Source organism: Opitutaceae bacterium, from assembly GCA_015075305.1.
Taxonomy (GTDB): Bacteria; Verrucomicrobiota; Verrucomicrobiia; order Opitutales; family Opitutaceae; genus UBA6669.
This window is the reverse complement of the sequence record JABTUS010000007.1, coordinates 186,944-206,865: the sequence shown is the minus strand read 5'-3', so window position 1 is coordinate 206,865 and position 19,922 is coordinate 186,944. Positions and strand designations below refer to the sequence as shown.

At 60.8% G+C, this 19,922-nt stretch carries 17 protein-coding genes and 1 pseudogene; 12 read left to right on the top strand and 6 right to left on the bottom strand.

The genetic code is table 11. The features are described from left to right. From HS122_14585 to HS122_14545, 9 genes are all read left to right on the top strand, one after another. Positions 1-912 (top strand): ABC transporter permease, encoded by a 912-nt coding sequence (locus HS122_14585; GenBank protein ID MBE7539622.1) that lies wholly within the window; start codon positions 1-3, stop codon positions 910-912. Between the two features lie 15 nt (positions 913-927). Further along, positions 928-2,679, top strand: a complete 1,752-nt coding sequence (locus HS122_14580; protein ID MBE7539621.1) for an ABC transporter ATP-binding protein — start codon at positions 928-930, stop codon at positions 2,677-2,679. A gap of 47 nt (positions 2,680-2,726) precedes the next feature. Beyond that, positions 2,727-3,797 carry a glycosyltransferase family 9 protein gene (locus tag HS122_14575; GenBank protein ID MBE7539620.1) on the top strand — a complete coding sequence of 357 codons (1,071 nt, stop codon included), beginning with the start codon at positions 2,727-2,729 and terminating at the stop codon, positions 3,795-3,797. Between the two features lie 205 nt (positions 3,798-4,002). Continuing rightward, positions 4,003-4,848 (top strand): glycosyltransferase family 2 protein, encoded by an 846-nt coding sequence (locus HS122_14570; GenBank protein ID MBE7539619.1) that lies wholly within the window; start codon positions 4,003-4,005, stop codon positions 4,846-4,848. Positions 4,849-4,868: 20 nt separating this feature from the next. After that, positions 4,869-5,258, top strand: coding sequence for a DUF721 domain-containing protein (locus tag HS122_14565; GenBank protein ID MBE7539618.1), 390 nt, complete (start codon positions 4,869-4,871; stop codon positions 5,256-5,258). Positions 5,259-5,481: 223 nt separating this feature from the next. Continuing rightward, on the top strand, positions 5,482-5,745 hold the full coding sequence (gene rpsO, locus HS122_14560; protein MBE7539617.1) for a 30S ribosomal protein S15: 264 nt from the start codon (positions 5,482-5,484) through the stop codon (positions 5,743-5,745). A 296-nt stretch (positions 5,746-6,041) separates the two neighbouring features. Then, the gene (pnp, locus tag HS122_14555; GenBank protein MBE7539616.1) at positions 6,042-8,243 is read left to right on the top strand and encodes a polyribonucleotide nucleotidyltransferase; all 2,202 of its coding nucleotides are present in this window, start codon (positions 6,042-6,044) and stop codon (positions 8,241-8,243) included. A 149-nt stretch (positions 8,244-8,392) separates the two neighbouring features. Beyond that, entirely contained in the window at positions 8,393-8,692 is a 300-nt protein-coding gene (locus HS122_14550; protein ID MBE7539615.1) for a hypothetical protein, read from the top strand. A 5-nt stretch (positions 8,693-8,697) separates the two neighbouring features. Beyond that, a complete protein-coding gene (locus HS122_14545) occupies positions 8,698-9,675 on the top strand; it encodes an ATP-binding cassette domain-containing protein (GenBank protein ID MBE7539614.1) in 978 nt (325 codons plus the stop codon). 13 nt (positions 9,676-9,688) lie between these two features. Here the strand turns inward: HS122_14545 and HS122_14540 are convergent, their stop codons facing one another. From HS122_14540 to HS122_14530, 3 genes are all read right to left on the bottom strand, one after another. After that, positions 9,689-11,053 carry a sulfatase gene (locus HS122_14540; protein MBE7539613.1) on the bottom strand — a complete coding sequence of 455 codons (1,365 nt, stop codon included), beginning with the start codon at positions 11,051-11,053 and terminating at the stop codon, positions 9,689-9,691. An 89-nt stretch (positions 11,054-11,142) separates the two neighbouring features. Further along, positions 11,143-12,687: an MFS transporter gene (locus tag HS122_14535; GenBank protein ID MBE7539612.1), complete on the bottom strand. Its 1,545-nt coding sequence runs from the start codon at positions 12,685-12,687 to the stop codon at positions 11,143-11,145. Between the two features lie 637 nt (positions 12,688-13,324). After that, positions 13,325-13,597, bottom strand: coding sequence for an addiction module protein (locus HS122_14530; protein MBE7539611.1), 273 nt, complete (start codon positions 13,595-13,597; stop codon positions 13,325-13,327). 521 nt (positions 13,598-14,118) lie between these two features. Here HS122_14530 and HS122_14525 point away from each other — a divergent pair. After that, positions 14,119-14,826 (top strand): hypothetical protein, encoded by a 708-nt coding sequence (locus HS122_14525; protein MBE7539610.1) that lies wholly within the window; start codon positions 14,119-14,121, stop codon positions 14,824-14,826. Beyond that, on the top strand, positions 14,709-15,587 hold the full coding sequence (locus HS122_14520) for an endo-1,4-beta-xylanase (protein MBE7539609.1): 879 nt from the start codon (positions 14,709-14,711) through the stop codon (positions 15,585-15,587). Before HS122_14525 ends, HS122_14520 begins: the two co-directional genes overlap by 118 nt. A 30-nt stretch (positions 15,588-15,617) precedes the next feature. On the opposite strand, the pseudogene HS122_14515 reads toward HS122_14520, so the two are convergent. The 3 genes and pseudogenes from HS122_14515 to HS122_14505 form a co-directional block, all read right to left on the bottom strand. Further along, positions 15,618-15,758: pseudogene (locus tag HS122_14515) on the bottom strand (glycerophosphodiester phosphodiesterase). A gap of 248 nt (positions 15,759-16,006) precedes the next feature. Then, positions 16,007-16,900 carry an EamA family transporter gene (locus HS122_14510; protein MBE7539608.1) on the bottom strand — a complete coding sequence of 298 codons (894 nt, stop codon included), beginning with the start codon at positions 16,898-16,900 and terminating at the stop codon, positions 16,007-16,009. 184 nt (positions 16,901-17,084) lie between these two features. Then, positions 17,085-17,510 carry a cupin domain-containing protein gene (locus tag HS122_14505; GenBank protein ID MBE7539607.1) on the bottom strand — a complete coding sequence of 142 codons (426 nt, stop codon included), beginning with the start codon at positions 17,508-17,510 and terminating at the stop codon, positions 17,085-17,087. On the opposite strand from HS122_14505, the gene HS122_14500 reads away from it, so the two are divergent. After that, the gene (locus tag HS122_14500; protein ID MBE7539606.1) at positions 17,509-19,902 is read left to right on the top strand and encodes a heavy metal translocating P-type ATPase; all 2,394 of its coding nucleotides are present in this window, start codon (positions 17,509-17,511) and stop codon (positions 19,900-19,902) included. The two genes, HS122_14505 and HS122_14500, sit on opposite strands and share 2 nt — an antisense overlap. Positions 19,903-19,922: the final 20 nt, after the last annotated feature.

Here is a 19,922-nt window from a genome sequence, read left to right as displayed (position 1 = left end):
ATGTCCACGATCGCATCGGCCGCCCCTCCGTCCCCGCCATCAGAAGAATCCACCGCGATCGAGCAGGGAAGCTCGCTGTGGCAGGATGCCTGGCTGCGCCTTCGCAAGAATCGACTCGCAATATTCGGCGTCAGCGCGCTCATCGTCGTTTCCATCGCCTGCCTGGTCGGTCCCTTCTTCAGCGCCTATGGGTACGAGGATCAATCGCTTGAGCTTGGTGCCTCCGCGCCGAGTGCGCAGCACTGGCTGGGAACGGACACGCTCGGGCGCGATCTTCTGGTGCGCACCCTCTATGGCGGGCGCATTTCCCTGGCGGTCGGCCTGGTCGCCACGCTCGTCGCCGTGACCATCGGCGTCGTCTACGGGGCGGTCGCCGGGTTCTTCGAGGGCAAGGTGGACGCCGTGATGATGCGCATTGTCGACATCATGTATTCGCTGCCGTTCACCATCTTCGTCATTCTGCTCATGGTGTTCTTCGGGCGGGAGATCATCCTGCTCTTTGTCGCGATCGGCGCCGTCGAGTGGCTGACCATGGCTCGCATCGTGCGCGCGCAGGTCATGTCGGTGAAACGCATGGAATTCGTCGAGGCGGCGCGCTCGCTGGGCTTCGGAAGAGGACGGCTGATCTTTCGCCACATCCTTCCCAATATCGTCGGACCGATCATCGTGTACACCACGCTCACCATCCCGAGCGTGATGCTGCTCGAGGCGTTCCTCAGTTTTCTCGGGCTGGGCGTGCAGGCACCCATGAGTTCATGGGGCGTGCTGATCAAGGATGGTGCGGAAAAGATGGAGGAGTTCCCCTGGCTGCTCTATTTCCCCGGTGCCGTTTTTTCACTCACCCTGTTCTCGCTCAACTTCCTCGGGGACGGTCTGCGCGACGCCCTGGACGTGCGTTCCAGCAAGGACTGAGACACCGGTTCCTCCATGCGATCGCTGCGAAGGCTCCGCCCCCATCTCCACTACCTGAGGCTTGTCCGAGGACGGATCGCCTGGGCGATTGTGTGCGGCATCATCTACGCAGCCACGACCGGCATCGGCATTCCCTGGCTGACCGAGAACGTGTTTCCCCGAATCTTCACCGCCGCGGAAAACCGGCTCTCGTGGGAGGCCGTCATCCTGATCGCCGCCTACATTCCCGCAAACTTCCTGATCCGCGGAGTCGCCGGATACCTGAATTCCTACCTGATCCAGTCGGCCGGCACGCGAATCCTCGAACGGCTGCGCGAGGACTATTTTCGGAAACTGCAGTATCTTCCCCTCTCCTTCGTGCAGGGCAGGCAGTCCGGCGACCTGCTCGCCCGCGGCCTCACCGACACCGCCCAGCTTCAGTTCACGCTGACCCAGCTTGCCAATGACGGCATCAAGCAGCCCTTCACCCTGCTGGGCGCCCTGGGCTACCTCGCGGCAAAGGCGCTCGACGCCAATGGTGTCAGCATGATGCTCCTCTGCCTCGCCGCCGTTCCGCTGGCCGTTTTTCCCATCCGGTACGTCGGCAGGAAGGTCGTGAAGCGCGCACAGCAGGTGCAGGGAAAGCTCGGAGCAGTCGCCGCGCTCTTCTCGGAAAACCTCTCCGCTGCACGCGAGGTTCGCGCCTATGGACTCGAGAACCGCGAGATCGGCCGCCTCGCCGCACTCTCCGAGCAGCTCTTCAAGCACCAGCTCAAGATCGTGAAATACGCCCAGGCGCTCAGCCCGGCCATCGAGGTGATCGCCGCGATGGGCGTGGCAGGCACCCTGCTCTTTGCGTACCATGCGCAGATTTCAAAGGACACTTTTCTGGGCATAGTCACCGCTCTCTTCCTCGCCTACGAACCGGTGAAGAAGATGGGCTCTCTGAACAACGATCTGAAACGTGCGGAGGCATCCCTCGATCGTCTCGAAGTCGTCCTGAACGAACCCGTGTCGATTGCGGATCCGAAGGACCCAGCACCCGTGCAGCGACTTGGCGGTACGGTTGCCTTCGACGGCGTCTCCTTCGAGTACAGCGAGGGCAACCCCGTGCTGAAGGATGTCACTGTCGAGATTCCGGCCGGCACCACCTGCGCCCTGGTGGGTCCGTCGGGTGCAGGCAAGAGCACCTTCGCGAATCTCGTTCCGCGCTTTTTTGAGGTCACGAGTGGCGCCGTAAGCATCGACGGCATCGATGTCCGCTCCATGCGCCTCGCGGACCTTCGCCGCAACATCGCCATCGTTTCCCAGGACCCGGTTCTCTTCAACGACACCATCTACAACAACCTCCTCGTCGGACGACCCGACGCGACCCGCGAACAGGTCCTCGACGCCGCCTCCAACGCATTTGCGCACGATTTCATCACGGCGGAGCGGGATGGCTACGAGACGATCGTCGGTGAGCGCGGGCTTCGGCTCTCGGGTGGACAGAAGCAGCGGATTGCCCTCGCGCGCGCGTTTCTTCGCAACGCGCCGATCCTGATTCTCGACGAGGCCACGAGCGCGCTCGACAGCGAAAGCGAATCCTACATTCAGCGGGCGCTGCAGAAGCTCGTCGTTGGAAAAACCGTTCTGATCATCGCTCACCGGTTCTCGACCATTCGCGACGCATCCCTGATCCTGGTCTTCGAAAGCGGACGCCTCGTCGCCAAGGGCGATCATGCCGCACTCCATGCGGACTGTCCGCTCTACCGGACGCTCTATGATGGTCAGGCCGGGCACAGATAGGAGCGCGGCGCTCCACCAGCCGGCTCTCGACCCATTCGGTGGCCTCCATGGAAAGACCCAGCCCTGATGATGCGTCGGTCGCCGTGCGGATCCTCGTAATCCGACGCCGCTACCTCGGCGACATTGTCCTGCTCGGCACGACTATCGCGAACCTGCATCGCCACTGGCCCGGCGCGACAATCGCGGTCCTCGTCGAACATGCGTATCGCGAGGTTCCACCATTGATCCCGCATGTCAGCGAGACCCATCTGCTTCCTGCATCCGCGACGGCGTGGCCCGGCTTCCTGCTTCGCATAAGGCGTGAGCGCTTTACACACGTCTTTGATTTCGACAATGCCGAGCGCACAGCGGTGATCTCCGGCGCAACCGGTGCGGCGTTTCGTGCGACATACACACACGAGAACCGAAGGACCCGTTTTCCATGGCTCTACACCCTTCTGGCAGCGCTCCCAAAGGCAGTACGCGACTCCCAGTCTGCAATAGACACGTACCATGACCTGCTTCAGGCGTCAGGAATTCCCACGCCACTCCAGGATCTTCGACTCATCGTGAGTGAAGAGGCGCGAATCCAGGCGAAAAGACTGATTTCCGGGCCGTGCCGGAAGGTGCTTGTCCATCCCGGCACGCGCAGTCCATTTCGGCTTTGGCCGGTGGACCGATTCGCGGAACTCATCGACAGAATCCAGGAGCGTCTCGGTGCGCAGGTTTTTGTTGTGGGCGGTCCCGGGGAACAAGCCACCATCCGAAAAATCCACCAGTTGACCCGGACGCATGCGGTGTCCCTGAACAATGCGTTTTCGGTCGAAAACTTCGCGGCGCTTGTCGCCCAATGTGATCTGTTCATCTGTCATGACAGCGGCCCCATGCACATTTCAGCCGCAGTCGGCACACCGGTTGTCGCGCTCTTCGGTTCACAGAATGCAGCCATTTGGAAACCACACGGCACCCACCATGTTTCCCTCCAAACCGACCTTCCCTGCTCCTGTTTTCCCGCGACACAATTGCCGGCAGCCTGCATCCCTCTTGATTCCTATCGATCCTACTGCGTCAGGAAACTCTCCGTGGAGCGCGTATTTGACGCCGCGGAATCACAACTGAACTGCATGATGTCAAAATGAACCCTCCGCCGATTTATTGGATGTGAGGAGATTGCGAGATCGAACATCTTGCGCAGACTTGTCATCGCATGGAACGTCAGTTCATTTTCACCTCGAGCACCCTTCAACTGGTCTTTGCAGAGCGCACGAAATTCACATTTGGCGCACCGCGTGTCCGTGGGCTCTAAGAAAAGGGCGCTGTATTCCCATCCTTATTTCCCCTGTGGTGTCACCGCTCCCAATTTCCGTCGTGGTTGTTGCCCGCAATGAAGCCAGCAACCTGCCGCGCTGCCTGGCAAGCGTGTACGGATGGGTCTCTGAAATCATCGTCGCCCTCAACAATACCGACGATGAGAGCCCGGACATTGCAGAACATTTTGGCGCCAGGGTGATCACTCTTGAATGGAAGGGATTTCGCGACACGAAGAATGCCGCGCTTGATCTCGCCGAAAATACCTGGGCATTGTGCCTCGACGCCGACGAGGAAGTTTCCGTGCATTTGCGGGGGGAAATCGAGCGCTTCTTTCGCGACGGCACGAGTTCCACGTACGCAGGCGTGCGTTTTCCCAGGAAAGTCTGGTTCATCGATCGATGGATCACCCACGGAGACTGGTATCCGGACTTGTCCCTGCGATTGGTCGACCGGCGCAGATCCCGATGGGGAGGCGACGCATTCGTGCACGAAAAAATGGAATGCAACGGCCCTGTTCTTCGACTTCACGGCGATCTGCACCATTATTCTTTCTCCAGCCTTGCCCGGCAGGTGGGAAAGATAAACATGTTTGCCGAACTTTATGTCCGGCAACAGGAGGCTCGCGGAGCGGAGTTCTCCCTGATCAACACGCTCTTTCGTTCCGCGTGGCGCTTCTTTCGGGGATATATTCTGAGGCTGGGTTTCATGGACGGTTATCCAGGCCTGTACATTGCCGGTGCCAATGCCTTCAGTGTTTTTGTACGCGGCAGCAGGCTCTTTGAGGCTGAACGCCACAGGGAGCCCCCACCCCTGTCCACTTCACCTCCGCAACCTCCAACACCTTCGCGCGCGGAGCGCCTCACGCCGGTTTCGCGATAGCATCCGCTTCACAATTCCGGATGACCGACCAGGACCCTCCAAAATTCAGCAGGATCGCCGAAGAACTGATCGGATCCCTGCGCCGCATTCCGAATGACGATCCTAGGGGACTTCGACGTCGCCCGATTCACGAGTTGTCGCATCTCATTGGCGAGCTCCAGGTCAAGTACGGCATAGGACTGGAAACCCCTGAGCATGTCATCCGCGAACAGTGGGCGGAAATCGTCGGATCTGCAAATGCTTCCTATTCGCACGCCGGGCAGATCGATCCCCGAGGACGGCTCATCGTGTTCACGAGCCACGCAATCATTCGCAATGAACTTTTTCTTCATCGGAAAAACATCGTTGATAAATTGCGAAAACTTCCTGGATGCGAAGCGATTCGTGAAATCATTCTCCGAAGCGGCTGAGCGCAAGTTTGCGCTTGCACAGCCATTGATGGGTCGGAAATCTCGTCTCTTGCGTTAGTGGATGCCCGTCCGGTTACGGGCGCCCACCATGCCTGGTCCCGCATTCCGCGGGATTGGAACGGTGCCATCGGCCTAATTTGCGGTTCTCCCCGCAGGTGAAGCGGGTGACACGGGAGCAGCCCCAAGCCACTCCCCTGCAGGCGTGCAACATCATCAAATAACCATGTCTACTGTCGTAAAACCCGAAATAATCGCCCAATACAAGATCCACGAAAAGGACACCGGCTCGTCCGAAGTTCAAATCGCCCTGCTCTCCGCGCGCATCAATCATCTGACTGAGCACCTGCGGTCGCATCGGAAGGATTTTCACAGCCGCCGTGGCCTGCTTCAAATGGCCAGCCGCCGCCGCAAGCTCCTCGACTACTTGAAACGCCACGATCTGGCGAAGTATACGGAGCTTCTGCAAAAGCTGAATCTCCGCAAATAGTTTCTCCGCTTGCGGGCGATCCGATAGGCGGATCGCCCGCAGTCCTTTTCGGACCTCGACTCAGACCGGGACATTTCCGAATAGCGCCATGGCCGGTTCCTCGTAATGGCACATGGATCTAACCGGAAATTTCTCGCGGCTGACGAGAATATTGAGAAACCCTCGCCACACGGCTGCATTTGCAGCGTCGGCGGGGTCAACCCGAACATGCGGGACCCGCATGTAAGCTCATCCGCCCCTCCGTCAGCCCACTATCTGGCACGGTCTTGGTGCGCTGGATGACAAAACCATCAACTATGAATCAGAAATACACTGTCACCGTTCCCGGTTTGGGAATCACGTTCTCCACCGGATCAATCGCCCAGCTCGCCAATGGCGCTGTCAACGTATGCGTCGGCGAAACCAATGTCTTCGTCACCGCCTGCGTCGCCCAAAGCATGCGGCCCGGCCAGGACTTCTTCCCGCTGACCGTCGACTACCGCGAAAAATACGCCGCGGCCGGTCGCTTTCCCGGCGGCTACTTCAAGCGCGAAGGCCGCCCCTCCGAAAAGGAGATTCTCACCTCCCGCCTCTGCGACCGCCCCTGCCGCCCGCTTTTCCCGGAAGGCTTCCTGAACGAGGTTCAGATCATCGGCCAGCTGATGTCGGCCGACCAGATGAACGAGGCTGACATCCCCATGGTCAACGGCGCATCCGCCGCGCTCGCGATCTCGGACATCCCCTGGGCCGGTCCCATCGCCGCCGTGCGCGTCGCCCAGATCGACGGTCAATTCGTGGCCAACCCGACCATCGAGCAGATGTTCTCCAGCACGCTCGACCTGATCTATGTCGGCACCGAGAAGGACATGCTCATGATCGAAGGCTCGGCCGACCAGATCAGCGAGGAGCGCTTCATCGAGGCCCTCGCGTTTGGCCATCAGGCCATCCAGCCGATCCTGAATGCCATCAGGGAACTCGTCGCCCTCTGCGGAAAACCCAAGTCCACATTTCCACTCGTGGGCGCGACCCCTGATGCCCGCGCCATCATCGAACGCGTGGTGCCCGCCGAACGCATTGCCGAGGCGATCTTCGGCAAGGAGAAGGCGGCCCGCGGTGCCGCTGTCAAGGTGCTGAAGGAGGAGGCAAAGACCGCACTGCTCGCCGAGCTTGGCGAAGGCAAGTTCACCGATGTCGACCTCAACGTCGTTTTCGAGGATCTGCAATACAAGGCCTACCGCAGGACCGTGCTTGAGCGCGGCGTGCGCGCCGACGGCCGCGATGCCCGAAGCATCCGCCCGCTGCAGGCGAACGTCGGCGTCCTCCCCCGCGTGCATGGCTCCGCCATGTTCCAGCGCGGCGACACCCAGAACATCGCCATCACCACACTGGGCCCCACCAAGGAGGCCCAGGACATGGATGGCCTCACGGGTGGCGCGACGTCGAAGTCCTTCATTCTGCACTACAATTTCCCGCCATTCTCCGTCGGTGAGACGGGCCGCTTCACCGGCCCGGGCCGCCGTGAAATCGGCCACGGCGCCCTCGCTGAGCGCTCGCTCGTTCCGGTTCTTCCCCCGGAGGACGTCTTCCCCTACTCAATCCGCGTCGTGTCCGAGATCATGGCGTCCAATGGATCGACCTCGATGGCCTCCATCTGCGGCGGCTGTCTCGCCCTCATGGACGCCGGTGTTCCCATCATCGCCCCGGTCGCCGGCATTTCCTGCGGACTCATGACCGAGAACGCAAGCGACGGCTCGATCGCGAAGTGGACCACCATCACGGACATCCTCGGTGAGGAGGATCATTTCGGCGACATGGATTTCAAGCTCGCCGGCACCACCAAGGGCATCACGGGTTTCCAACTCGACCTCAAGATCAACGGCCTTCCCTTTGAAATTGCCAAGGCTGCCATCTACCAGGCCCGCGAAGCCCGCATTGAGATCCTGAAACTCATGCTTTCGGCGCTCCCGGCTCCGCGCAAGGATCTCTCCAAGTACGCCCCGCGCATCCAGACGATCCAGATCGATCCGGAAAAGATCGGCCTGCTCATCGGCCCCGGTGGCAAGACCATCCGCCGCATCGTCGAAACCACCGGCGCTCAGATCGACATCGCCGACGACGACTCCGGCAAGGTCTTCATCTACTCCAACAACGCCGACGCGATGAATCGCGCCGTGCAGGAAATCGACTCCCTCTGCGGCGGCGGCGCCCAGATCGAGATTGGCAAAATCTACCAGGGCCGCGTCACCGGCATCAAGGAGTTCGGCTGCTTCGTCGAGTGCCTCCCCGGCAAGGAGGGCCTATGCCACATCAGCGAACTCGCCGACATGCGCGTGCGCCGCACCGAGGATGTCGTCAAGATGGGCGAAACCATCTGGGTCAAATGCGTTGGAATCGATGAAAAGTCCGGCAAGGTCCGTCTCTCCCGCAAGGCGGCCATGAAGGAACGCGAGCAACAGCAGCAGTCAGCGCCCGCTGCCGATGCAGGTGGGTCCGACGAAGGATCAGCCGCCGGCTCCTGACTCACACCATCGAACGAGCCGGGTACGCCAGGTAGTCCATCCCGCAAGCCAACCACGGTCCGCTGGATGGGCACGCTCCGTCGTGACCGGTTCGTCGATCGCAATTTCGCGCGCCCTCCAGGTTCAACCGACGAGACCGCCTCGCGCCCATGATCACCCACCTGATCGCATTCCTTGCCGGTTGCATCACTGTCGTGCTCTGGCGGGCCATCCGCCGGAAAACGCCCGCGGGTGATTCAATCGTTCTGCCCGGCAGGGAGGACATGCCCAGCGACGATGAGTTGGATGCCGCAATTCTCGAGTACATCTCCAGCAATCGTGTCTACCATATCAACGACCTCTGCCAGGCACTGCACCATCCCAAGGGAGCCCGTCACGTTCGTGGGCATTTTCACAAATTGATGGAACAGGGCAGGATCAAGTATCAGGACATGACCTACACCACCTGATGCCCTTGATCGAGGTCAACGGACTGAGCCGCGTCTTTCGCACCTACAAGAAGCGCCCCGGCTTCTGGGGCGGCGTTGTCGGTCTGTTCAATCGCAAATACGAGGAAATCTGGGCCGCGCGCGACATCAGTTTCGCAATCGATGAGGGGGAGTTTGTGGGTTTCCTCGGCCCCAACGGAGCGGGCAAGACCACCACGCTCAAGATGCTGGCCGGTTTGATCTACCCAACCAGCGGCACCGCAAACATAGCGGGATTCAATCCTGTCAGGCGCGACAACACCTACCGGCGCATTTTCTCGCTCGTGCTCGGACAGAAGAACCAGCTCTGGTGGGACCTGCCGGCAAGCGAATCGTTCACCCTGTTGCGGCACATCTACGACATCCCGGCCGCCACGTACGAGCAAACGCTCGCAGAACTTGTCTCGCTGCTGGGCGTCGAGAAAAAACTGGATGTCATGGTTCGGGAACTTTCCCTCGGCGAACGCATGAAGATGGAGCTGATCGCCGCCCTGCTCCACAAGCCCCGTGTTCTGTTTCTCGACGAACCGACCATCGGCCTCGACATCATTTCTCAGAAGGCGGTCCGCTCCTTCCTTCGTGAATACAACAGGAAACACCGGGTGACCATCCTGCTGACCAGTCACTACATGGCGGATATCGAGGAGCTGTGTGAGCGTGTGATTGTCATCCACAAGGGCGCGAAGGTCTACGATGGAAGCCTCTCCAGCCTCGAAGGGGAGCGAAAATCACGCGTGCGGCAGGTGATCTTTATTCCGCAGGATCCGACGTCGGTGCCGCCATCATGGAAATCCTCGTTCGGCGAAACCCGCCGCGATGCCGTGACCGGAAAGATTGTCGTTCAGGCGAAGGCCGAATCCATTTCCCGCGCGATCCAGGAGATCATGTCCACGACACCGATCGCCGACATCACCATTGAGGAGGAGCCCCTCGAGAACATCATCGAAAAGCTCTTCTCCCAGTAGCACGCACCCGACTTCAGAGCTGCTCCTTGCCGGGCACCATCGCGCGCTGGTGATCCGCCACCGCGGCGCGGATCTTCTCCACAACATCCGGATGAGCGGCGGCGATGTCGAACTGCTCTCCCGGATCCGTGCCCAGATCATAAAGCAGGGGTGGTTCATGCGCCTCCGCTTTCGGCTGCCCGTATGACGGCTGCGTGAAGAAGTGCGCCTTGTACTGCCCAAGCCGACAGGCAAACAGCTTGCCGCCGCGATAAAAGAAATAGGGATGTTCCGGCAGTGTCTTTCGCTTGAACAGCAGTGACGAAATATCCCGGCCGTCGATCACCCGATCCGAGGGAAGCGGTGCACCTCCCAACGTGAGCGCTGTCGCAAACAGGTCCATCCCGCTCGCCGGTTCACCAGTGATGCCCGGCGCAACTCTTCCCGGCCACCAGGCGATTCCTGGAACACGCTGGCCTCCCTCCCAGGTGCTGCCCTTGCCTTCCCGCAATGGTCCGGCGCTGCCGCCTTGCTGCTTCATGATGAGCCAGGGGCCGTTGTCGCTGGTGAAGAAGACCAGCGTGTTCTTCTCCAATCCCTGCGCACGCAGAGCTGCCATCACCTGCCCCACGCTCCAGTCGATCTCCTCGATTGTGTCCCCATAGATGCCGCGACGGCTTTTTCCCTTGAACGCCGGCGACGCAAACAACGGCACATGCGGAAACGTGTGCGCAAAATACAGAAAGAACGGAGTCTTCCTGTGTTCACGAATGAATTTCACCGCCTCTTCCGTGTAGCGACGCGTCAGCGTCGTCTGGTCCGCGGGCTTTTCGACAATCTCACCATTGCGGTAAACCGGCACCATCCAGCCATCCGCGGGCGGATTGGATGAACCCGATGCGCTGGATGGCACGTCGGTACGCCGGTCCATGTCGTTCGAATAGGGAAGCCCGAACGAATAGTCGAATCCATGATCACCCGGCCGCCCGCCGGGATGGATGCCCAGATGCCACTTGCCCAGATGCGCCGTGGCATACCCGCGCTGCTTCAGCGCACGCGCAATCGTGATCTCCTCCTGCGGCAGGCCGCCGGTTGAGTCGGGAAACAGAACCCGTCGCGCACCGACCATGCCGCTGCGAACCGGATAGCGCCCGGTCAGAAGTCCGGCGCGGCTCGGCGTGCACACCTCAGCAGCCGAATAGAAATCAGTGAAGCGCAGCCCGTCCGCAGCCATGCGATCAAGATTCGGTGTGCGGATTGTCGGCGCTCCGTAGCATCCCAGGTCGCCATATCCCATGTCGTCGGCAAGGATGATTATGATGTTCGGCGGACGTGCGGGAGCGGCGTTTGCGACCGGAATCAGGACGATGGCGGCGAGCAGCAGGATCAGGCGATTCATGGGTATAAAGGGTTCTCTCCATCACCCTGCGTGTCACCAAACCTCCGCGCAATCCTCAAGTCCCGCGGCCTGTCCCTGTCCGCCCCGTGCTAATCAAGCGTCGGCGGCGCCAGCGACGGCACGATCGAGCCATGTTCACGCTGGCCGTTCTTCAATCGATCGCGCTGGTCCTTGTACGCAAATCCAAGTGCGGCGAACACCACCAGGATGATGGCGCCGAATCCCGTCGCCACCGCAGTCGCCCAGTTCGAAACCGCGAGCATGCCGAAGACAATTGCCGTGATGATCGCAATGCCCACCGACGTCCCGATGCGCTGTCCCGTCTGCATAACGGCACCTGAACTCCCGGCATATTCCACGGGAACCTCGTTCAGCGTCAGCGCCTGATTCGGGCTGATGATCGATCCCTGCGCGAGTCCAATGAACGCAAGCGAGGCCATGAGCCACCAGACATTCAGAAGTCCTGCGGCATGCAGAAGCATGATGGCTGCGGTTGAAGCCAGCCCGAAGACGGCCAGCCACAGGCCGCCAATGACAATCCTGCGTCCATGCCGCATGACGCGCCTGCCCGACCAGTGCGCCGAATACGCGGAAAGCAGCGCCGCCGGAATGCCAAACGTGCCCGCCTCGAGCGCCGATTTGCCGCTGCCTTCCTGCACATAGAGCATGACGAGCACCCAGATGCTCGACATGCCGAGAAAACACAGCGTCATGATCGTCGCTCCATTGGCAAAACTCGGCGTCAGGAAAATATTCAAATCAACCATGGGGCTGAGGCCGCGCCGCGCATGACGCCTCTCCCATTTCACCCAGAGGAAGCACAGCACAATGCCCGCGGGAAGAAGCATCCAGGTCAGTGGTGACGCGCGGGACTCAACAAACGGAAAGAGGATCGCAAGCACCGCGAGGCAAAGCAGCAGCGAACCCATCGGATCGAGCGAGCGCAACAATGCGCCGGCCCGCGCCGCGCCGTTCCGCCGGGATTGGACCCCATCCTGGATCAAGGGCTTTGGAAACCAAAGCAGTCCCAGAATCACAATCAGGATGCCGATCGGAAGGTTGACCAGAAACGTCAGCCTCCACCCCATTTCCGGTCCGCCAAGATGGATGAGAAATCCTCCGAGAACCGGCCCGACGGCCACGGAAAACCCAACCGTCGTGCCGAGATGGCCAAAGGCACGGGCACGTTCATCCCCGCGAAAGAACTCCTGAATCATGCCGACTCCCTGGGGATTCAGAATGCCCGAGCCCACACCCTGCACAAAGCGGGCACCATTCAGCCAGTCGGCATTCGGCGCCATGCCTGCCGCCACGGAGGACAGGGTGAAAATGACGACACCGATGAGAAAAATCCCTCCGCGGCCCATGATGTCCCCGGCCCTCCCCGCCGCCACCAGCACCACTCCAAACGTCAGCGCATAGCCCGACAGCACCCATTGCAGATCCGACAGCGTCGCCCCCAGCGCATGCTGGATCGAAGGCAGGGCGACATTGACGATGCTGACGTCGATCAGCGACATGAAGATCGCAAGGAGCAGAATGATCAGAACCCGTTTCCGATCCCTTGCCGAGAACCGGCCCGCAGCGATTGCTGTCAAATTGTCCGCCGCTCGCTGCTCCGAATCGCTTTCCATGAAGGCTCCATGTCTGACCCCTTCCCACCCCGCGCGCAATCCCCACTTGAATCGACAACCAGCCCTCCGCCCCCCGAATTTCACCTCCCATCCGCGCAACTTGACCTCCCTGTGGTCGAACATTTCCGATCCGTGCAATCTGTGCCATCCGTGGTCAAACGGCTCGACTCCGCGCACTGCGCGCCAATGGCGCGCACTACGAGATTACAAGGCAACGCCTTCGGAACTGAGCGCGTTTGCAGAACTGAGCCCTGAAAGCGCGGATAATTTTTCCTCAAGCACCGCCAGCGCGCAGTGCACAGCAGGTTGTCAAGCTATGATGTCTTAAGCCTGACTCTTTCATTTAGTTCTTTTCGAATCCAAGCAGGATCTCGACGCATGTCCAATATCGCGGCCACGCGTGCGAGATCATCGGTCACGTCGTAATAGATGGCGAATGGGAATCGGCGCGACAGAAGGCGGTGGAATTCAAAGTGGATAGAGTGGATGCCAGCATGGAGCCGCAGCGACTCGAGGTCGGAAAAGAGGCAGTCCAAAAAGTATCGCCCCACACCGGGCTCCCGCTCGTCGTAGAAAGTACGTCCGGCCTCCAAATCCCCCGCGGCTTCCGAAAGGATGATGACCGCGCGGACGCGCATCAGTGGAACTGGTCTCGAATCTGGTCCAGAGTGAAGAACCGTGCCTCCCCAGAGTTCATCTTCTCCTTCCGCTTCGCCAGCACGACATCGTGCCAAGCTGGAGACGTTGGTTCGGTTTCCTCACGGCACAGGGCGTCCCAAAGCTGCTCCATCGCTGCCAATCGCTCACTAGTGGTCATCTTCCGGATTTCGGCGGCACCCATGAGAAAGAAGCTAGAAGGTATCGTTGGAACCGCAAGCCCAAGTCCACGCGTCATGGATCGATGAGGCATGGGCGGGTAGTTGTGACGAAGCGTTGAGCCGCTTTTTCATGGCTCGGGATATTGTTCACCCCTGAGCCAATGGCGATGCCATGGGTTGGGGTTGGCACGCCCCGTTGGGGCTTGGAGCCATGGATTGTCATGCCCAAAGGCGGCCCATCGCCCTTCAACGTATGATATTTTCAAACGGCAAATCGCGAAGGCACTTCCCCTGCATTCGCTCCGTGAAATCTGTGCCATCCGTGGTCAAACGGCTCAACACCGCGCAACACGCGCCAATGGCGCGCACTACGACAGCCAAAGGCAACGCGTTGTGAACCGAAAGCACCCCAAATAATCGATGTCCGAGTCCACCTTCATGGCAGTTCCCAATATGCAGCCTCGCTCCCACGCCCATCACAGCCGCACCTTTTCTGTTTCCATACTCGAACCTTCTCGTCGCGCAACCCGCCAACTCCGGTGTATTGAGTGGGCCTCAAGCTCTGATGTCTTAGGCTCGCTCCCCATCTCATATCGACGCCACCATGCGCTTCATGGATCAATGGAATCATCGGCCAACGCCCTTTGTGTGGACCGCCTGGGCTCAGGATATCCTCGCCAAGGTCGAACGCTGCTGGCGCCGAATCGCTGCACTGGCTCTCGCCTACGCGTTCGCGACTGGGCTCCGCGGGGCGCAACAGGCTTCCGCCATCGACGCCAGTACTCAGGCGGCTGCACTGGAGGCTTGGCGGGATCCGGCCCTGAACAAAAAAATCGACGACGGCATCGAGAAGTATCGCAAGGGAGATGCCGTGCTCGAAGTGGTGGATGTCGGCGGCAAGCCCGTTTCCGGCGCCACCGTCAGATTGAAGCAGACCGGTCACGAGTTTCTCTTCGGGTCCAATACCTTCGTGCTCGGCCAGTTGAAACCGGACGAGAAGGAACGCCGCTTCGAGAAGGCGTTTCTGCGGCTGTTCAATTTCACCACAGTGCCCTTCTACTGGGCGGCGACGGAGCGGAGCAGGGCAAACTGCGCTATGCGGAACCCGCGCCGGAAATCTGGAGGCGTCCGCCGCCTGACCACTTTGTCGCGTGGGCCGGCAAGCACGGGATCCTGCTCAAGGGCCACCCGCTGCTGTGACACCTGCACAATCCATCATGGCTGCCCAAGGACCCCGATGTCCTGCGCGAGCTCTACCGCAAGCGATTCCGTGAAATCGCCGCTCGATATGCCGCCAAAATCCCAATCTGGGATGCGGTGAACGAGTCGCTGGTCTGCCCCGCCACGTATCCTCTCTACAGCGAGGACCGCGCCTACGTCGGCTGGGCTTTTCATGAGGCAGCCTCGCTGTTTCCGAAGGAGACCATGCTGATGATCAACGAGGTCACGAGCTACAACTACCCGCCTCAAGTCGCAGACTATTTCGCGCAGATCCAGAGGTTGCTCGCGCAGGGTGCCCGGATTGGCGGCATCGGCCTCCAGTACCACTATTTCCGCCGCAGGGAGCTCGACAAGTTTCTCGCCAGTCCGGACAACAATCCGGGCAGGTTGCTCGAATCCTACCAAAAGCTTGGGGAGTTCGGCCTGCCGCTCTACATCACGGAGATCACAATCCCCTCTGCGGGCGAGGGAGGAGCGGCGCTTCAGGAGGAACTGGTGCGGGCCCATTACAGACTGTGGTTCAGTGTGCCAGGGATGGCGGGAATCACTTGGTGGAACCTGGGTGATGGCACCGCCCTGGCCAGTGAGCAGGAAGCCCAGGGCGGGTTGCTTGATGCAGATCTCAATCCGAAGCCCGCCTACCGGGCACTGGATCAATTGATCAATCGCGATTGGACAACCCGGGCGGAAACGCACACTGACACTGCAGGTCGCTCGGCATTCCGTGGATTTTTCGGAACCTACCAGGTCGAGATCCAGGTGGGAGGCAAAGTCCAGAGACTCGAGATCAAGCATTTCCGGTCGGCTGATGCGACGCACAGGATGACGCTCGATTGGTCACGATCAGGACCGGGCGGGTGACGTGAGCCGGGCGCAAACGCCGCGGCGCGCTCACCGCTTCAACTGTTCACGCAGCCAGCCGGGACGATTGGTTGTGATTCCATCGACTCCCGCCGCGGCCTCGGCTCTTGCCACCACTGGATCGTCCACCGTGCATGTGTAAAGTTTCAATCCCGCGCCGTGAATCTTTTCGGGAACACGGATCAAACCCAAAAAATCCGCCTCCCAAGCCTAAAGGGGTCAAACCTCACTTTTCGCACTTCTGAAATTCCTCCCGGCGCATGATTTGTCCCTTCGCGGACATGACAACAATCCGGGCACGACAGAGCGCGCCCCTCCAGCAGATGATTTACAGCACTCGATTCGCATCCGTGCAATCCGCACCATCCGTGGTCAAACTGTTCGACTTAGTGGAATCGCCAGCCGCGGTTCTCCAGTTCTCAAGCCCCTGATTTTCCAAAACTCACAATCATCACCGCGCCAACCACCATGATGAGCGAGCCGATCAATCTGCGCCTGATGTTCTTCTCCGCAAAGAAGTGGTGACCGAAGAAAACGCTCAGCAGGGTCGATAGCTGGAAGAGCGCCAGGGCGTACCCGACCTGCAGCTTGCCGAATGTGAAGAGCGTGGCCGCCTGCATGAGCCCGGTCGTGAGTGCGAGTCCGACGCAATGGCGCATGTTCCCGCCCAGGCGCAACCCACCCGACCCCGCGCAAGCCAGCCTCCGCGTGGCTAAAGCGATCAGCGCAACCGGCAAGCCAAGGATCGACCAGAACAGTAACGTGACGAGCGGTGTTGCCTCAAGGATCGCCCGCTTGAGAAACACCGCCTCCGTCGCCGAAAACACAAGCGCCGCCAGACGCAGTTGGATGCCACGGTCCCTGAGGAATGCGACCATCGCGCCACGGCGGGCCTGACCCGGCGCGCGATCAACCACGAAGAGGCTTCCGGCAAGCACGAGCACAACCCCGGCAAATCCGACGGACGTGGGAACCTCGCCGAGCAGCACAAACGCGAGGCCAAGGCTGAGCACCGACTTGTACGCATTGATCGGCCCGAGGACCGAAAGGTCGCTCTGTCTCAGTGCATAAACGATCAGCGCATTGCCCACAACTGCGAGCACCGCGCAAATCCCCATGTTCAGCCAGAACACAGGTCCCAGTCCGCCCCACTCGACGCCAATCAAAAGGAGCACCGCCACAGGCGTGAGGAGCGCATGCGTGACGGCTATGACGATCAGCGGATGCACACCGCGATGGGTCAGTTGCTTCTGAAGCACATTCGAAAGCGGATTCGCCAGGATCCGCACCGCCACAAAAAGAGCAGTCAGCATTCATCTGTCCACTAGACAGCCCGGCCGGGCTTGGCCAAGCATTTGTCGCCGCCACGCATTTCCCATCGATCCCGCTCCCCCCGGCAGCTCAACGAAAACCGCCAACGCTTCCTCAGCGGTTCAATCGAGAGTGCTCAGCACATTCGCAACCTTGCCTGACGGTCGAGAAGCACATGCCGCTCGATCACGCACCATCATTCTTCGCCGGTGGCCAGGCCGCACCCGACAACTCCGGAGGCAGTTCGGTGGGGTCCTTCGGGTAGAACAACGAAAGATCCATCTTCGATTTCGACCCCTGAAGAAACTCCAGCTCCTCGGGTCCACCGATGATCAGCCATAAAACCTCCTCGTCGGTGTCGTTGAACACCTGCCGCATTTCCCGCGGGCCGACCAACACCCCGCCAAGACGCGGCACGGTCAGCGTCGTCTCTCCAACGCGCATGCGGCCTGTCCCCTCCAGGACGAAGTAGAACTCCTCCGATCGGATGTGGCGGTGCAGCGTGTTCGCACTCCTGGGCGGCAGGCGCCAGAGACCGGCTCCCTCGAAAAACTTGCGGGATTCTCCCTCATTCCGGTGTATGGTCTCCGATAGCCTCCGCCTCAACCACATGAATCCTCACTCCCATTCGAAGCATGACGCCCCAAAGGATGCCTCGGATTCCCCTGAAACGCATCACGCCGCAATGAAATCGATGCCCGGGAAATGCTGCCATGCCGGAGGCGGAGCGCATCATCACGACCATGCCTCCCATCACGAGATGAACGTCGTGCCATCGGCCGCGGCCCGTTATTTTTGCCCAATGTGCCCGGGCGTGGAGTCCGACCGTCCCGGCGACTGCCCGACCTGCGGCATGGCGCTGGAACGCAATCCCGCTTTTGCGGGCTCCACCAAGACCATCTACACCTGCCCCATGCACCCCGAGGTCCGGCAGGAGGGCCCCGGCGACTGTCCAAGATGCGGCATGCCGCTCGAAGCGCTGCAGGTTGCGGATGACGAGGACGACGAAGCCGAATTGAAGCTGCTTGCGCGCAAACTTTGGATAGGCGGCGCACTGGCTCTGCCCGTATTCGTCTCGGCCATGGTGATGATGATTCCCGGCATGGCGACGGAAGGCGAAACCGCCGCCTGGCGCCGCTGGGGTGAGTTCATCCTCGCGACACCCGTCCTCTTCTGGGCCGGCGATTTCATCTGGCGAAGGGCATGGAATTCCCTGCGACACCGCAGCGCCAACATGTACACGCTCCTGGGACTTGGCATCGGCATGGCGTACGCGTTCAGCGTCGCCGCCCTGCTCGCGCCCGGTTTCTTCCCTCACGAGATGCGGCACGGCGGAGAAACCGGGCTCTACTTCGAGTCGGCGGCGATCATCACCGTGCTGGCAATCTTCGGTGAATACCTGCAGGAGCGCGCCCGGCGTCGCACGGGACGGGCTGTTCGCGCGCTGCTCGACCTCGCTCCCCGGACCGCGCGGCGCGTGCTCGCCGATCGGGACGAGGACGTTTTTCTCGAGCATGTTCAGGTGGGCGATCTGCTCCGTGTGCGGCCCGGGGAAAAGATCCCGCTCGACGGTGTGATCGTGGAGGGATCGAGCAACATCGACGAATCCATGCTCACCGGAGAGCCGATTCCCGTCGGAAAAACCGCCGGTGACCGCGTGATTGGCGCCACAGTCAACCAGACCGGAGGCTTCGTCATGCGCGCGGAAAAGGTGGGGGCGGACACGCTGCTCGCGCAAATCGTGCAAATGGTGGCGCAGGCGCAGCGCAGCCGCGCACCCATTCAGGCCCTTGCGGACCGCGTGGCGTCCGTCTTCGTCCCATCCGTCATCGCCATCGCCGTCCTCACCTTTGCGGCATGGATGATCTGGGGACCCAGTCCAAGCCTCTCCTATGCCATCACCAATGCCGTCGCAGTTCTCATCATCGCCTGCCCATGCGCACTCGGACTGGCGACGCCGATGTCGATCATGGTCGGCATCGGACGCGGCGCTCAGCTCGGCATTCTCATTCGCGATGCGGCAGCGCTTCAGCGCGCGGAAAAGGTCACGCATCTTGTCACCGACAAGACCGGAACCCTCACCGAGGGGCGGCCTGTGCTGTCCGGGCTTCACGCGAATCCCGCGGTGGGCGAAGAACGCCTTCTCGCATGGGCCGCGGCGCTCGAGGCCGGCAGCGAGCATCCGCTCGCACGCGCCGTCGTGAACGCAGCGGCCGCCCGCGGACTGACAAATCCCACCGCCGAAGGTTTTGCGTCTGTCACCGGCGCGGGTGTCACCGGCACCATCGCTGGCAGCTTCGTTCGCGCCGGCAAGCGCGTTTGGCTCGAAAAGGAGGGCGTGACCATTTCGCCCGAATTCGACAGCGCCGCCGAAAAACTCCTTTCCCAGGGTGGCATCGTTATCTGGATATCAATCGGACAGGAGGTCGCCGGGATTCTTGCCCTTGCTGACCGGATCAAAAACACGACCGCCGATGCGATTCAACGACTCCACGACCTTGGCATCCGGGTTGTCATGCTCACCGGCGACCATGCGAAAACTGCGGAGGCTGTCGGCAGGACGCTGGGCATCGACGACGTGCGCGCCCATCTCACGCCCGAGGACAAGCTTCGCATCATCGGCGAACACCGTCAGAAGGGCGCGATTGTCGCCATGGCCGGTGATGGCATCAACGACGCCCCCGCGCTTGCCGCCGCCGATGTCGGCATCGCGATGGGCACGGGCACGGATGTCGCCATCGAAAGCGCGACCATCACCCTTGTGAAAGGCGACCTGCGTGGCATCTCGACCGCACTGAAGCTCAGTCGCATCACGATGAGGAACATCCGGCAGAATCTGTTTTTTGCCTTTGTCTACAACGCAGCCGGCATTCCTCTCGCCGCCGGTGTCCTCTACCCGCTTACCGGCTGGCTGCTGAATCCCATGTTCGCCGGCACGGCGATGGCCCTCAGCAGCGTTTCCGTCATTTCAAATGCACTGCGCCTGCGCCGCGCCAAACCATGACAGCGCCAAATTCCTGAGGG